The organism is Streptomyces sp. SAI-127 (genome assembly GCF_029894425.1).
Lineage (GTDB): Bacteria > Actinomycetota > Actinomycetes > Streptomycetales > Streptomycetaceae > Streptomyces.
In genome coordinates this window covers 2,181,162-2,195,503 of sequence record NZ_JARXYJ010000001.1, presented here as the reverse complement: position 1 = coordinate 2,195,503, position 14,342 = coordinate 2,181,162, and the positions used below count along the sequence as shown (strand labels likewise).

Sequence of the window (14,342 nt, the reverse complement as noted above, 5' to 3'; positions counted from 1 at the left end):
GAGATCGCAGCGGAACACAGGGGGAAGCCATGTCCGACGATTCACCGGTCGCGCTCATCACCGGCGGCGGCAGCGGTATCGGCGCCGCGGTCGCACGGCAACTGCTGGACGCGGGACACCGGGTGGCCGTCACCGGGCGGGGCGAGCCGCGTCTGCGTGCCTTCGCCGAGGAACTCGGCAACCCGGACGGCCTGTTGACGTTCGTCGGCAACGCCGCCGAGTACGGCGACGTCAGCGCCGCGGTCGACGGCACGCTCAAGGAGTTCGGCCGACTGGACACGGTCGTCGCCAACGCGGGCTTCGCCACCCATGACACCGTCGCGGGGGGTGACCCCGCCGGCTGGACCGAGATGGTGCTGACCAACGTGCTCGGCCCCGCGCTCCTCATCCGCGCCTCCATCGACGCGCTCAAGGAGACCCGCGGCCGGATCGTGCTGATCGGCAGCGTCGCCGGATTCATCCACGGGCCCGGCAACATCTACGGGGCGACCAAGTGGGCGGTGACCGGGCTCGCCGAGAACGCCCGCCGTGAGGTCACCGAGTTCGGCGTCGGTGTCACCCTGGTGGCCCCCGGCCGTGTGGAGACGCCGTTCTGGGACGGCTACGGCAGCCTCCCGCCCGGCCACCTGCTCACCGCCGACCAGATCGCCGACTCGGTGGTGTGGGCCGTACGGCAGCCGGAGGGCGTCGACATCAACACCGTCGTCGTACGACCGATCGGCCAGCCCGTCTGACGGCTGACGCCGGACACACGACGGCCGGCGGTGGGGTCTCTGCGACTGGGGCCGTACCGTCGGCCGAACTGGTGTGGCGTCGGGTGGCGTTGCATGGTCGTGCGGCCGATGGGGCGGCGCGTCTGATGGCTGGCGCCGGTCACATGCCGGCGTGGGGCTCCTATGACTGGGACCGTACCGTCGGCCGAAAAGGTGTGCCGTCGGGCGGCGTTGCATGGTCACGCGGCCGATCGGCGGCGACTCTGACGGCTGGCGCCGGACACGTGACGGCCGGCGGTGGGGTCTCTGCGACTGGGGCCGTACCGTCGGCCGAACTGGTGTGGCGTCGGGTGGCGTTGCAGGGTCGTGCGGCTGATCGGGCGGCGAGTCTGACGGCTGGCGCCGGACACGCGACGGCCGGCGGTGGGGCCCCTGGGACAGGGACCCCACCGCCGGCCGGAACGGTGTGTCGTCAGGCGGCGTTGAACGTCGACGGGTCCGGGCCGAGACGCCGGTCCTCGTTGAGCGCGCTGATCGCCGCCAGGTCCTCGGCGTCCAGGCTGAAGTCGAAGACCTCGATGTTCTCCTTGATCCGGGACGGGGTCACGGACTTCGGGATCACGACATTGCCGAGCTGGAGGTGCCAGCGCAGCACGACCTGGGCCGGAGTGCGGTCGTGCTTCCGGGCGATGGCCACGATGGCCGGGACCTCCAGGAGACCCTTGCCGGAGCCGAGCGGCGACCAGGCCTCGGTGGCGATGCCCTGCTCCGCGTGGTACTCCCGGGCCGCGTGCTGCTGCAGGTGCGGGTGCAGCTCGATCTGGTCGACGGCCGGGATGACGGACGTCTCGGCGATCAGCCGCTCCAGGTGGTCGGGTTCGAAGTTGGAGACGCCGATGGCCCGGATCCGGCCGTCGGCGTGCAGCTTCTCGAACGCCTTGTAGCTGTCCACGTACAGGTCACGGGAGGGCGTGGGCCAGTGGATGAGGTACAGGTCCACGTAGTCCAGGCCGAGCTTCTCCAGCGAGGTGTCGAAAGCACGCAGGGTCGAGTCGTAGCCCTGGTCGCTGTTCCAGAGCTTGGTGGTGACGAAGATGTCCTCGCGGGCCACTCCGGAAGAGGCGATGGCCTTTCCGGTGCCCTCTTCATTGCCGTAGATCGCCGCTGTGTCGATGCTGCGGTACCCGGCCTCGAGCGCCGTGGTGACCGCGCGCTCGGCCTCGTCGTCCGGCACCTGCCAGACGCCGAAACCCAGCTTGGGCATCTCGACGCCGTTGTTGAGGATGATCGGGGGGACCTTGCTGCTCACGAGCTCTTGATCCTTACGGTTGTCGTCAGATGGCACTCCTATCGTCAACGATCACGAGCCGTGATGCATTCCTGACCGGAGAATCCGTCCCGCCCTCTTTAGTCCGGACCATTGACCGCCAACTGCCCTGCGGCGACTCTGGATTGCGTCACTGAACGTCGTGCATGAATGTGAACACCAACCTGTGAGGTGATTTGTGTCATGAGCACATCCAGAAGGGTCCTGCTGGGCGCCGCACTCGCCGGTGCCGCGGGAGCCGCGGTCGGACTGCCGGCCGCCACCACCGCCCACGCCGCCTCCTGGCAGCAGAAGTGGTCCCCGTCCGCGAGCAGTGACGGCCTCGGTGCCTTCGAGACCATCGAGGACGACCGCGCCGACTCGCACCCCGCCGGGCAGCCCCACATCTACGCCACCGGCGACAACTGGCGCTTCAACATGCACATGGCCGACCGCGACACGTCGACCGACCGCCAGCGCCAGGAGGTCACGGGTCTGCGGACGAGCTCCGGCAGCTACCTCAAGTGGACCGAGGGCCAGACCTGGCGGATCACGTACTCGATGTACATCCCGAGCTCACTGAAGGCGACCACCAGCTTCACCCACATCATGCAGATGAAGCAGCCGGGCAGCGGCACCTCGCCGATCGTCGTGCAGTCCCTCCGCCGGGTGAACGGGGCGCAGACCATCGAACTGAAGCTGTTCGAGGAGGACATCCTGGTGGGCCGCACGAGCCTGGACCCGCTGCACGACCGATGGACGGACGTCGACTTCCAGATCAAGGTGGGCAACGGCTCGGCGGGCTCGGTCCGCTGGATCCTGAAGTCCGGCGGCTCGACGGTGATCGACGCGTCGAAGACCGGGGTGGACACCTTCCTGGCGGACCGGGTGCGCCCGAAGTGGGGCATCTACCGCTCCCTCGGCGACACCTCGGGATCCCTCCAGGACACCTATCTCCTGCTGACCAGGCTGCGCGGCTACCAGCTCGTGTGACACACGGCTCAGGCCCGGTACAGCGCCTCGACCTCGTCCGCGTACGCCGTCTCGATCGCCTTGCGCTTGAGCTTCAGGGACGGGGTCAGCAGCCCGTGCTCCTCGGTGAAGGGCTGGGCGAGGATACGGAAGGTGCGGATCGACTCGGCCTGGGAGACCAGGGTGTTGGCGGCGACCACGGCCCGCCGCACCTCGGTCTCCAGGTCGGCGTCCCGCACCAGCTGGGCCGGGGACATCCGCGGCTTGTCGCGCATCCCCAGCCAGTGTTCGACGGCCTCCTGGTCGAGCGTGACCAGGGCGGCGATGTAGGGGCGGTCGTTGCCCACGACGATGCACTGGGAGACCAGCGGATGGTCGCGCACCCGCTCCTCCAGCACCCCGGGGGAGACGCTCTTGCCGCCGGAGGTGACGAGGATCTCCTTCTTGCGGCCGGTGATGGTGAGATAGCCGTCCTCGTCGAGGGAGCCGAGGTCCCCGGTGGCGAGCCAGCCGTCGTGCAGGGTCTCGTCGGTGGCCTTCTCGTTGTTGAGATAGCCCTGGAAGACGTTGGCGCCGTACAGCCAGATCTCGCCGTCGTCCGCGATGTGCACGGTCATGCCGGGAATGGGTTGGCCGACCGTGCCGTAGCGGGTGCGCTCGGGCGGGTTGGCGGTCGCCGCCGCCGTCGTCTCGGTGAGGCCGTACCCCTCGTAGATGTGCACGCCGGCACCGGCGAAGAACAGTCCCAGCTTGCGGTCCATGGCCGAACCGCCGGTCATGGCCTGCTTGATGCGGCCGCCCATGGCCGCCCGCATCTTGGAGTAGACGAGCTTGTCGAAGAGCTGGTGCTGCATCCGCAGCCCCGCCGACGGACCGGGCCCGATCCCCCAGGCCTTGGCCTCCATGGCGTCCGCGTACTTCACCGCCACCTCGACGGCCTTCTCGAACGGACCGGCCTTGCCCTCCTTCTCGGCCTTGCGGCGGGAGGCGTTGAAGACCTTCTCGAAGATGTACGGCACTCCGAGGAAGAACGTCGGCTTGAACGCGGCGAGGTCGGGCAGCAGAGCGGCCGCGTTCATCTGCGGCTGGTGGCCGAAGCGGACCCGGCCACGGATCGCGGCCACCTGCACCATCCGCCCGAAGACGTGCGCGAGCGGCAGGAACAGCAGGGTCGCCGCCTCGTCGCCCTTCTTGGAGTGGAACACCGGCTCCCAGCGCTCGATGACCGTGTCCGCCTCGTACATGAAGTTGCCGTGGGTGATCACGCAGCCCTTGGGCCGGCCGGTGGTGCCCGAGGTGTAGATGATCGTCGCGACCGAGTCGGGGGTCACGGCCTGCCGGTGGCGGTGCACCACGTCGTCCTCGATGGCCGCGCCCGCGTCGTACAGCTCCCGCACCGCGCCGGAGTCCAGCTGCCACAGCCGGTGCAGCCGCGGCAGCCGGTCGATGACGGTGGCGATCGTCATCGCGTGGTCCTCGTGCTCCACGATCGCGGCCGTGCACTCGGCGTCGTACAGCGCCCAGAAGCACTGCTCGGCGGAGGAGGTCGGGTAGACCGGCACCACCTGCGCGCCGATCGTCCACAGCGCGAAGTCGAACAGGGTCCACTCGTAGCGGGTGCGGGACATGATCGCGACCCGGTCACCGAAACGGATGCCCTGGGCAAGCAATCCCTTGGCGAGGGCCATGACCTCGTCGCGGAACTCCGCGGACGTCACGTCCCGCCACTGTCCGTTCTCGTCCTTGCGGCCGAGGGCGATGCGGAGCGGGTCGTTCTGGGCATGCTCGAAGACGACGTCGGCCAGTCCGCCCACCGGGGGTGCCAACGCCAACGGAGGGTTGGTGAACTCGCGCAAACCCCGCTCCCCGCTCTCCCTGGCGCTCAGTGACGTTCCGCACAGCGCCGTGAAAGCTACCCCACCCAGACATCCGGCGGGAGAGGGGCCGAAGCCGAGCGGTGCTCACGTATGGCCTGGTCAGTGCCGGAAAATACGCTCACATGGGGAAGGGTCGGACAGAAAACTGACGGTTGAGTAAGGTTCCCGGCCGTAATCTCCACCGAATCTGTACGAGCCGACTACGGCTCGCGGCCCTGGTGAAACGGTTACTCACGGGCTGCCGTCTTGTCTTCTCTCAGCGCCGCCGGCCCGGAATTTGTCACTCCGCCCGGGGGGATGCCGATACGCCCGTCACCGCCGGTGCAGCCGGTCCCCACCCGCCAGAATCGCGGCCGCAAGCGCGTCCGCCGCTCCCTGAGCTGCCGTACGCCGACGACCGTGCACCAGCACGAAGTCCACCCGCCCGAGCTCGGGCAGTCCGAAGCGGTCCGGCATCCGCACCAGCCCCGGCGGGACCAGCCCCCGGGAGTGCGCCATCACTCCCAGCCCGGCCCGCGCCGCCGCGATCAGCCCGTTCAGACTCCCGCTGGTGCACACGATCCGCCACTCGCGCCCCTGCCGCTCCAGCGCCTCCAGGGCCAGGGTCCGAGTGATCCCCGGCGGTGGATACACAATCAGCGGCACCGGCCCGATCCGCGTCCAGGCGCAGCCGTTCCGCCCCGATCCACACCAGCCGGTCGTGCCACACCAGCTCACCCCGGGGATCCTCCGGCCGCCGCTTGGCGAGCACGAGGTCCAGCTTCCCGGCGGCCAGCTGCTCGTGCAGCGTGCCCGACAGCTCGACCGTGAGCTCCAGATCCACCTCGGGATGGTCGTACCGGAAGCCCTCGAGGATCTCCGGCAGCCGGGTCAGCACGAAGTCCTCCGACGCCCCGAACCGCAGCCGCCCCCGCAGGCGGGTGCCGGTGAAGAACGCCGTGGCCTGGTCGTGCACCTCCAGGATCCGGCGCGCGAACCCCAGCATCGCCTCGCCGTCCTCCGTCAGCTCCACGGAGTGTGTGTCCCGGGTGAACAGCTGCCGCCCGGCGGCGTCCTCGAGCCGCCGTACATGCTGGCTCACGGTCGACTGGCGCAGCCCCAGCCGCCGGGCGGCCTGCGTGAAGCTCAGAGTCTGCGCCACCGCCAGGAACGTACGCAGCTGCGACGGGTCGTACATGGCGCCAGGCTATCGCGAAACGTGATGACAGTCAGAGTGGTATGCGGGATTCCCGATCAAGGGGTGAAAGAGGACGATGGAGGGGGACCCCCCGTCCTGAGGGAGGTGCCCGTCATGGCCATGTGTCCATGTGCCGCCGTCGAACACGAGTAAGTGGAGCACCGTGAAGCGCCTGAAGTGGCCGGCCTGGATGCCGGTCGACCCGTACATCCTGCTGTTGCTCGGCACGGTGGGCCTCGCGGCCCTCGTACCGGCACGCGGGACCTCCGCGGACGTGGCCTCCGGAGCCTCCACGGCGGCGATCGCCTTCCTCTTCTTCCTCTACGGCGCCCGCCTCTCCACCCGTGAGGCCCTGGACGGGCTCAAGCACTGGCGGCTGCACGTCACGGTCCTCGCCTGTACGTTCGTGATCTTCCCGCTGCTGGGCCTGGCCGCCCGCGGACTCGTCCCGGTCTTCCTGACGGACCCGCTCTACCAGGGCCTGCTCTTCCTCACCCTGGTCCCGTCCACCATCCAGTCCTCGATCGCCTTCACCTCCATGGCCCGCGGAAACGTGCCCGCCGCGATCTGCGCCGGCTCCTTCTCCTCGCTGGTGGGCATCGTCATCACGCCGCTCCTCGCAGCCGCCCTGCTCGGCAGCAGCGGCGGGGGGTTCTCGGCCGACTCGCTCCTGGAGATCGTGCTCCAGCTGCTCGTGCCGTTCGTGGCGGGGCAGTTGACGCGCCGCTGGATCGGCGGGTTCATCACCCGGCACAAGAAGGTCCTCGGCCTCGTCGACCGCGGGTCGATCCTGCTGGTCGTCTACACCGCGTTCAGCGAGGGCATGGTCCAGGGCATCTGGCACCAGGTGAGCCCGCTCAGGCTCGGCGGACTGCTGATCGTCGAAGGTGTGCTGCTCGCCCTGATGCTCGCGCTGACCTGGTACGGCGCCAAGGCGCTCCGCTTCGGCCGCGAGGACCGCATCGCCATCCAGTTCGCGGGCTCCAAGAAGTCCCTCGCCTCCGGACTCCCCATGGCCAGCGTGCTGTTCGGCGCGCACGCCTCCCTCGCCGTGCTGCCGCTGATGCTCTTCCACCAGATGCAGCTGATGGTCTGCGCGGTGATCGCCAAGCGCCGCTCGCACGACCCCGTCCCGGAGGGGACCGCGGCGGTCAGCGCGTCGGAGTCAGCCGCAGCGTCACGAACCTCGGTCGGTACAGCGACACGTTCCGGTTGAGCTGCGCCGAAGCGGCCGCCGTCTCCAGCCAGTTGACGTCGTAGCTGAGCACCAGCCGTCCCCCGCCGCTGAGTTCGAGGTGCGCCTGCGGGTTGTAGGCGGCGACCTGGCCCGGGGGCAGGGGCGGGGCGAAGTCCTTCTCCGGACCGTGCCACGGTCCGGTGGGGGAGCAGGCCCAGTACGAGGTCACGGCGGCGAGCCCCTTGGTCCCCGCGGCCATGGTGAACAGCACGTACGTTCCGTTCTGCCGTACGACGGAGAAGGCGCTGCCCACCCCGGTGCGCCGTCCGTCCCCGAGCACCGGGCGCGGGCGGGCGCCGGTCGTCCACGCCGAGCCGTCCCAGTACTCCCAGGCGCCCGCCTCCGCGAGCCCGCCTTCCGGCACCCGGGCCACATACGCCGACGACGCGGAACGGGACGCGGCCTGGCCGTCGTCGCCCCCGAAGACGTACGTCCACTCGCCGTCCTCGACCAGCGTCGTGCCGAACAGCACCCGCCGGGACGGGTCCTCGATCTGCTGCCCGTCGAGGACCTTCGTGATCGACTCGACGCGCAGGTCGGGCAACGAGAGCGTGGCGACCTCGGTGGCGGTCGGGACGCCGTAGACCCAGGGGTACTGGCCGGCTGTGCGCACCCACAGCAGGACCCGGACGACCTGTTCGTCCGAGCCGGGGGAACGGGGTTCGACGCGGGCCGCGACCGGCCAGCGCCACTGGTTCGGGCCGGGGTCCGGGAACAGGGGCGCGGGGAGGGTGGTCTCCAGGCGGCCGTCGCGCATCAGCACCGCCGAGTTGCGCACCAGGGGAGCGGTGGTGTCGCGCCAGGCGTGCGACTCGCCGAACGGGTTGGGCGGTCCGTACACCTGGCCGAGATAGGTGTCGGAGAACAGCCACAGCAGCCGTCCGTCGGGCAGCCGCACCGAGTGGGTGCCGTCACCGCCGGTCCAGTCGTCGCCGCGGGTGGCGTCGTCGCCGTAGCGGGCGAACTCGGCGGTGAGCCGGTCGTCCGCCGACCAGGAGCCGACGGTGCGCGGTGTGCAGTCGCCGGCGTCCCGCCCGTCGCCGTCCGGAAGAGCGGTGATCAGCACGGCTCCGAGCACCAGCGCCAGCAGCAGACCGACGCCGGTGCCCGTTCGCTGTCGTGCTCGTGGGTCCTCGGGCACGGTTCGCGACGTTAGCGGCTGTCGCTCACCTGGTCCATGGGCAGCCACAGGACGGTGTCCCCCGCGACGGCGTCCGAGCCGGTGATCTCCTCGTCGGTCAGGGCCCGGTCCCAGACCCGGACGTCGTCGATCGCGCCGGTGAAGTGGGCCCGGCCGTCCATGCGCTGCCCGATGTGCACGCCGAACGGCGAGTCGCGGCTGACCGAGCCGGACACGTCCGGAGTTTCGGTCGCCGTACCGTCGACGAAGAGCGTGAGCCGGTCGCCGCCCCGGCGCAGGGCCAGATGATGCCACCGCCCGTCGTTGTACGCGCCGCTCGTGCTCACCCACGCCGTACGCAGGGTCCTCGCGCCCGCCCGCACGGTGATCAGCCCGCGCACCCGACCGCTCGCGGGCTCCCCGCGCAGCCAGACCTGCGGCTGCCCCATGCCGGCACCGCCCATCCACAGCATCGGCTGCTGCCCGGTCGTGGCCGTGTACCGGAACCACAGGGAGGCGGTGAAGTCCTCGGTACCGAGCGGGAGTTCCCCGCGATAGGGCAGACGTACGGCGTCGTCGGCGCCGTCGAACTCCAGGGCGCCGCCGATGACCCCGGCCGTCTCGCGGGCGCCGCCGAGAACCGCCGCGCCCGGGGCGAGGGGAGCGAGGTCGGGGGTGGTCGGGTCGGGGCCGCGGCGCGGGGTCAGCCGGTCCTCGGTGAAGCGGGCGAAGCGGATCTCGTCGCGCGCGTCGACCGCCCCGCCCTCGTACAGCAGGCCCACCGTGCTCTCGTCGACCTGTGCCAGGTCGGAGTAGCCGGACCAGTCCGTGGTGACGACCGTGCCGCGGTCGAGGGGGTCCCAGGTGCGGCCGCCGTCGTAGGAGGAGCGGATCATCATCGTGCGACGGCGGTCCGGGTCCCCCGGGCAGGACAGCAGGATGCGCTCGCCGAGGTCGAGGGTGGCGCACTGCACCTGCGGTGCGTACAGGTCCGGGAGGGCCCGGAACGGCGAGTCGAAGCTGTCACCGCCGTCGAGGCTGACGGCCTGGGTGCGGTGGCCGAGGTCGCTGCCCTCCTGTTCGCGGCCGCTGACGAGGAGGGAGCCGTCGGTGCGCTCGGTGAGCGTCACCTCGGAGGGCTTCTGCCGGAAGGTGCCGTCGGCGGCGACCCGCCAGGAGTCGGTGGCGCCGACCCTCCAGTGCTCACCTCCGTCGTCGCTCACGACGAGCGCCGCGTGACCGTCGGTGATCCGACTGCCGTCCCACGTCTCGGCGTTGACCCCGAACACCAGCCGCCCGGCGTGGTGCCCGTGGCTCAGCTGGACGCCGTGCACGGGGCCCGTGGCGTACCAGGAGTTCCACCGCGGGGGCAGGATCTCCTCGCTCAGGTCGCGGGACGCGGACCAGGTGAGGCCGTCGTCGTCGCTGTACTGGAGGTGGGGGACGCGGTCGCAGGGCACCCGGCAATTCCCGCTGTCCGTACGGCCCGTGTTGTACGTCTCGGCCAGCAGGATCCGGCCCGTCCCGCGGTCCACGACCGGGGCCGGGTTGCCGTGGGTGTCGCCCGCGCCCTCGCTGACCACCTGGAGCGGGCCCCAGGTGCGGCCGCCGTCCGTGGAGCGCTTGAGGACGATGTCGATGTCACCGGCGTCCCCGCAGTTGAGGACCCGGCCCTCGGCGAACGCGAGAAGGGTGCCGCCGGTGGTCCGGACGATCGCCGGGATGCGGAAGCAGGCGTAACCGGGGTCCCGGTCCGCCTTGAAGAGGATCTGCTGCTCGAACCCCGGTGCGGCGGACGGTGGTTGGGCCTCAGCCGGGCTCGGAAGGGCGAGCAGCGCGGCGGTGGTGGACACGGCGGTCAGGAAGGATCTCGGACGTGCGCGACTCGACGGCACGGGCGAACCTGCCCTTTCATTGTCTGTACATCCGGAAATATGACCTTCGGGTCACGGACGGTAGTTCCGCACCCTGCGCCTCACAAGAACCGGGCGCGTGTCCCGTCACGGATGGAGTACGACTTTTCCGAGGCTGCGCCGCGGCTCGATCACCTCGTGCGCCACCGCCGCGTCCTCCAGGGCGAACTCCCCGTGCACGACGGGCCGGAGGTGGCCGTGCATGAACCCGCAGGTCTCGTCCTGCGAACCGGACCCGCGGACCGCCGTAAGAACACGGTGTCCCTCGCTCGTCGTTCATGAGCCTGTTGATCGGATCTCCGGTACGCAGGGCTGATGACGGATAACGTTCCGTCATGACCGGACCCCTCGCGCTCGATGCCACGCGCAGCGCCCTCGTACTCGTCGATCTGATGGACCGGATCGTCGCGCTGCCCCTGGAACCCCGCAAAGGCACCGAAGTCCTCGCCGCCGCCGAGAAGTTGGCGGCCGCCTTCCGCACCGTCGGCGCACCCGTCGTGCTCGTGCGCGTCGAGCGGCCCGGAGTCGCCGACCAGCCACCCGGCAGCGGGCTGGTGCCCGGCCTCTCCCGGCCCGGTGACATCGAGATCGTGAAGCGGACCATCGGCGCCTTCCAGGGCACGGGCCTGGACGCGCGCCTTCGTGAACTCGGCGTCACCACGCTGGTGTTCGGCGGGATCGCCACCAACCTCGGCGTCGAGTCCACCGCCCGCGCCGCCCTCGACCTCGGCTACGACCTCGTCTTCGTGGAGGACGCCATGGCGGCCTTCACCGCCGCCGAGCACGACGCCTCGGCACGGCTCGACTTCCCGCGACTGGGCACGGTGGCGACGGTGGAGCAGGTGCGCTTCGTGGCGGCCTGAAGGCTCGGACCAGTGGTCAGCTCTGGGTGGCCGTTGTGGCTTCCAGGGCGAGCCGGTGTTCTCCCGCGTACACGTTCATGGAGTGGCCGCGGAGGAAGCCGACGAGGGTGAGGCCGGTTTCGGTGGCGAGGTCGACGGCCAGGGAGGAGGGTGCGGAGACGGCGGCGAGGATCGGGATGCCGGCCATGACGGCTTTTTGTGCCAGTTCGAAGGAGGCGCGGCCGGAGACGAGGAGGATGACGCGGGTGAGGGGGAGGTTGTTGTGTTGCAGGGCGCGGCCGATGAGTTTGTCGACGGCGTTGTGGCGGCCGACGTCTTCGCGTATGTCGATCAGTTCGCCGTGTTCGGTGAACAGGGCGGCGGCGTGCAGGCCGCCGGTGCGGTCGAAGACGCGTTGGGCGGCGCGGAGCCGGTCGGGGAGGCTGGCGAGGAGGTCGGGTTCGATACGGACCGGGGGTGTGTCGGAGAGGGGCCAGCGGGTCGTCGTACGGACGGCGTCGAGGCTGGCTTTGCCGCACAGGCCGCAGGAGGAGGTGGTGTAGACGTTGCGTTCGAGGGTGATGTCGGGGATGGGGGTGTCGGGGGCGGTGGTGACGTCGACGACGTTGTAGGTGTTGGAGCCGTCGGTGGTGGCTCCGGCGCAGTAGACGATGTTGCGCAGGTCGCTGTGGTGGGCGAGGACGCCTTCGCTGACGAGGAAGCCGGCGGCGAGTGCGAAGTCGTCGCCGGGGGTGCGCATGGTGATGGCGAGGGGTTTGCCGTTGAGGCGGATCTCCAGCGGTTCCTCGGCGACCAGGGTGTCGGGGCGGGAGGAGATCGCCCCGTCGCGGATGCGGATCACCTTGCGTCGTTCCGTGACTCGTCCCATATGTGTCTCAGTCCCGGTTCTGTACGTGCTGGTAGCCGAAACGGCCCTTGCTGCAGAGGCTGCTCTGGGTCACCGTCTGCCCATGCGGGGTGGTGACCTTCACGACCTCATTGTCCTGCACATGGAGCGTGAGGTCGCAGCCCACTCCGCAGTGCGCGCACACGGTGTCGGTGCGGGTCTGTGACGCCTCGTGCCAGGTACCCGCCGCTCGCCTGTCGAACTCCGACCTGAACGACAGGGCCCCCGTCGGGCACACGTCGATGCAGTTCCCGCAGAACACGCAGGCGGAGTCCGTGAGCGGCAGGTCGTGTTCCACGGCGATCCGGGCGCCGAAGCCGCGACCGGAGACCGCGATGGCGAAGGCGTTCTCTCCCGCGTCCCCACAGGCGTCCACGCACCGGCGGCAGAGGACGCACTTGCCGTAGTCGCGCACATACAGGTCGTTGTCGAGCTTCGGCGGCTCGACGAGCCGGGCCGCGTCCGAGCCGAAGCGGTCCGGACGCGCGTCGTACTCCTTGATCCACTCCGCCGCTCGCGGAGTCGTCGACAGATCGGCCGAGGAGGCGAGCAGTTCGAGGACGTCTTGCGGCTGTGCCGGACGCGCTCGGTGCCGGTCCTGATGTCCATGCCCGGCTCCGCCCGGCGGGAGCAGGCCGGGACGAGCGCCGTGGCCCCCTCCATCTCGACGACACAGAGGCGGCAGGCGCCGCCGCCAGGGGCCGCCACGGCACAGAGCCGGGACGACCTTCCCGGCCGCCAGGCAGGCGTCCAGGATCGTCGAGCCCTCCGCCACGCGCACGGGCTCACCGTCGATCGTGAACTCCAGCCTGCGGCGCGGGATGCCCAGCGGTACGGCGGTCATCCGTACGCCCCCGCTTGCCCCCGGCGACCCGAGGGGCCCACATGACCCAGCGGCACGGCGGTCATGCATCCGTTCCCCGACGCCCCGCGTGACCCGAGGGGCCCCACGACCCAGCGGCACGGCTCATCCGCACGCCCCCCCACACCCCGGGGGGCCCAAGGGCCACACGGCGACCCAGCGGCACGGGGGTCATGCATCCGCTCCGCGACGCCCCGCGTGACCCGAGGGGCCCAGATGGCTCAGCGGTATGGCTCAGCCGTATGTCTCCACACGCCCCGGGGGGCCAAAGGGCCACACGGCGACCCAGCGGCACCCCGCTCATCCGTACACCCCCAGGTGGTCCACGGCGGACTCCACGGCATTCCACGCGTTCTGCCCGAGACCGCACATCGAGGCGTCCCGCATCGCACGCCCGACGTCCCGGAGCTGGGCGATGTCGTCTTATCGATCCGGACCGCCGCCCGGTCGACGTCCACCTCCTCGGGCGAACGCGGGGTCATGAAGGCGAGTCCGGGCCTGAGCGCGGTGTCGATCCGCACGGACGCGAGGACCGACGCCTGCCGTGATGACACCCGCACCTCCTCACCGGCCACGACCTCGTGGCGCTCGGCGTCCTCCGGGGACAACGCGATGCCGTTCCCCGGACGGGAGTCGAAGCCCCCGCACGAGTCCGGGCGCCCCGCGATGCCCAGCCGGATCGGGTACCGCTCGTCGACCCGCTCGGCCGGCGGATCGTGCTGCACGATCCCGAACGGCGCCCGTCTGCCCCGCCTCGCCGGGTCCTTCTCCCACAACCGGCCGTGCAGATACGGCGGTTCGAGCCGGTCGGCGTCGGGGCAGGGCCACTGGAGGCCCCGGTGCTCCCGCAGGCGCGCGTACGTCATCCCGGAGTGGTCCTGCGACAACGACCTGAGCTCGTCCCAAACGGCCTCGGAATCGCGGTACTTCCACTCGTGGCCGTTCCCTTCAGGACGTGCCGGAAGAAGACCGGGTGGGTCGAGCGGGCGTCGTAGCCCCACATCACGATGACGTCGGTGTGCACGGTCTCCTCGTACGACGAGGTCCCGCCGCCCGACCCGAAGGCCGCGGCGAGGCCCGCGGTACTCGGGGCGTGACGCACCCGGTCCAGGGAGTCGATGTTGTTGGTGCCCATGACGACCCGGGCGAACTTCTGCGCCAGGTAGTGCGTCTCGTTGGTCGCGCGGGCGGAGCAGACCATGCCGAAGGCGCCGCGGCTGCTTCCCAGGCCGTGAGCCGCGCGGTCCAGCGCCTCCTCCCAACCCGCCTGCCGCAGGGGGCTGTTGGGCGCGTCCCTGACCAGGGGGTGGGTGAGCCGGGGGCAGGCCGTCGGGGTGGTCATGGCGAAGCCTTTCAGTGTCGACGAAATATTGTCTACAGTATGGGTATCGGTCTCGCAAGGGTGCGGGCGCGACC

At 70.5% G+C, this 14,342-nt stretch carries 9 protein-coding genes and 5 pseudogenes; 4 read left to right on the top strand and 10 right to left on the bottom strand.

Annotated elements, in window-relative coordinates; translation table 11 throughout:
- Positions 1-29 precede the first annotated feature (29 nt).
- A complete protein-coding gene (locus M2157_RS10340; protein WP_280865078.1) occupies positions 30-734 on the top strand; it encodes an SDR family oxidoreductase in 705 nt (234 codons plus the stop codon).
- A 451-nt stretch (positions 735-1,185) separates the two neighbouring features.
- On the opposite strand, the gene M2157_RS10335 is transcribed toward M2157_RS10340, so the two are convergent.
- On the bottom strand, positions 1,186-2,022 hold the full coding sequence (locus tag M2157_RS10335) for an aldo/keto reductase (RefSeq protein WP_280861518.1): 837 nt from the start codon (positions 2,020-2,022) through the stop codon (positions 1,186-1,188).
- Between the two features lie 201 nt (positions 2,023-2,223).
- Between M2157_RS10335 and M2157_RS10330 the strand changes: the two genes are divergently transcribed.
- Positions 2,224-3,012 carry a Tat pathway signal sequence domain protein gene (locus M2157_RS10330; RefSeq protein ID WP_280861517.1) on the top strand — a complete coding sequence of 263 codons (789 nt, stop codon included), beginning with the start codon at positions 2,224-2,226 and terminating at the stop codon, positions 3,010-3,012.
- Positions 3,013-3,020: 8 nt separating this feature from the next.
- Here M2157_RS10330 and M2157_RS10325 read toward each other — a convergent pair whose 3' ends face one another.
- A complete protein-coding gene (locus M2157_RS10325; protein WP_280861516.1) occupies positions 3,021-4,847 on the bottom strand; it encodes an AMP-dependent synthetase/ligase in 1,827 nt (608 codons plus the stop codon).
- Positions 4,848-5,180: 333 nt separating this feature from the next.
- Positions 5,181-6,045, bottom strand: a pseudogene (locus M2157_RS10320) (LysR substrate-binding domain-containing protein).
- A 190-nt stretch (positions 6,046-6,235) separates the two neighbouring features.
- Between M2157_RS10320 and M2157_RS10315 the strand changes: the two are divergent.
- Positions 6,236-7,261, top strand: a complete 1,026-nt coding sequence (locus M2157_RS10315) for a bile acid:sodium symporter family protein (protein ID WP_280863735.1) — start codon at positions 6,236-6,238, stop codon at positions 7,259-7,261.
- Here M2157_RS10315 and M2157_RS10310 read toward each other — a convergent pair.
- The 3 genes and pseudogenes from M2157_RS10310 to M2157_RS10300 form a co-directional block, all read right to left on the bottom strand.
- Complete coding sequence (locus M2157_RS10310) at positions 7,197-8,423, bottom strand: DUF4185 domain-containing protein (protein WP_280865077.1); 1,227 nt, start codon at positions 8,421-8,423, stop codon at positions 7,197-7,199. The two genes, M2157_RS10315 and M2157_RS10310, sit on opposite strands and share 65 nt — an antisense overlap.
- A gap of 11 nt (positions 8,424-8,434) precedes the next feature.
- Positions 8,435-10,297: a sialidase family protein gene (locus tag M2157_RS10305; RefSeq protein WP_280865076.1), complete on the bottom strand. Its 1,863-nt coding sequence runs from the start codon at positions 10,295-10,297 to the stop codon at positions 8,435-8,437.
- Between the two features lie 105 nt (positions 10,298-10,402).
- Positions 10,403-10,513, bottom strand: a pseudogene (locus M2157_RS10300) (zinc-binding dehydrogenase); the annotation flags it as partial.
- A 137-nt stretch (positions 10,514-10,650) separates the two neighbouring features.
- On the opposite strand from M2157_RS10300, the gene M2157_RS10295 reads away from it, so the two are divergent.
- A complete protein-coding gene (locus M2157_RS10295; protein WP_280861512.1) occupies positions 10,651-11,178 on the top strand; it encodes an isochorismatase family protein in 528 nt (175 codons plus the stop codon).
- Between the two features lie 16 nt (positions 11,179-11,194).
- Here the strand turns inward: M2157_RS10295 and fdhD are convergent, their stop codons facing one another.
- The 4 genes and pseudogenes from fdhD to M2157_RS10275 all read right to left on the bottom strand — a co-directional run.
- Positions 11,195-12,046 (bottom strand): formate dehydrogenase accessory sulfurtransferase FdhD, encoded by an 852-nt coding sequence (fdhD, locus tag M2157_RS10290; RefSeq protein WP_280865075.1) that lies wholly within the window; start codon positions 12,044-12,046, stop codon positions 11,195-11,197.
- 7 nt (positions 12,047-12,053) lie between these two features.
- A pseudogene (locus tag M2157_RS10285) lies at positions 12,054-12,908 on the bottom strand (2Fe-2S iron-sulfur cluster-binding protein).
- 318 nt (positions 12,909-13,226) lie between these two features.
- Positions 13,227-13,349: pseudogene (locus M2157_RS10280) on the bottom strand (NADH-ubiquinone oxidoreductase-F iron-sulfur binding region domain-containing protein); the annotation flags it as partial.
- 20 nt (positions 13,350-13,369) lie between these two features.
- A pseudogene (locus M2157_RS10275) lies at positions 13,370-14,268 on the bottom strand (molybdopterin-dependent oxidoreductase); the annotation flags it as partial.
- Positions 14,269-14,342 lie beyond the last annotated feature (74 nt).

Bases quoted from the DNA above. Each gene is read 5' to 3' on its own strand.
- M2157_RS10315 (WP_280863735.1), top strand. From the start codon at position 6,236: ATGCCGGTCGACCCGTACATCCTGCTGTTGCTCGGCACGGTGGGCCTC.
- fdhD (WP_280865075.1), bottom strand. From the start codon at position 12,046: ATGGGACGAGTCACGGAACGACGCAAGGTGATCCGCATCCGCGACGGG.
- M2157_RS10330 (WP_280861517.1), top strand. From the start codon at position 2,224: ATGAGCACATCCAGAAGGGTCCTGCTGGGCGCCGCACTCGCCGGTGCC.
- M2157_RS10340 (WP_280865078.1), top strand. From the start codon at position 30: ATGTCCGACGATTCACCGGTCGCGCTCATCACCGGCGGCGGCAGCGGT.
- M2157_RS10295 (WP_280861512.1), top strand. From the start codon at position 10,651: ATGACCGGACCCCTCGCGCTCGATGCCACGCGCAGCGCCCTCGTACTC.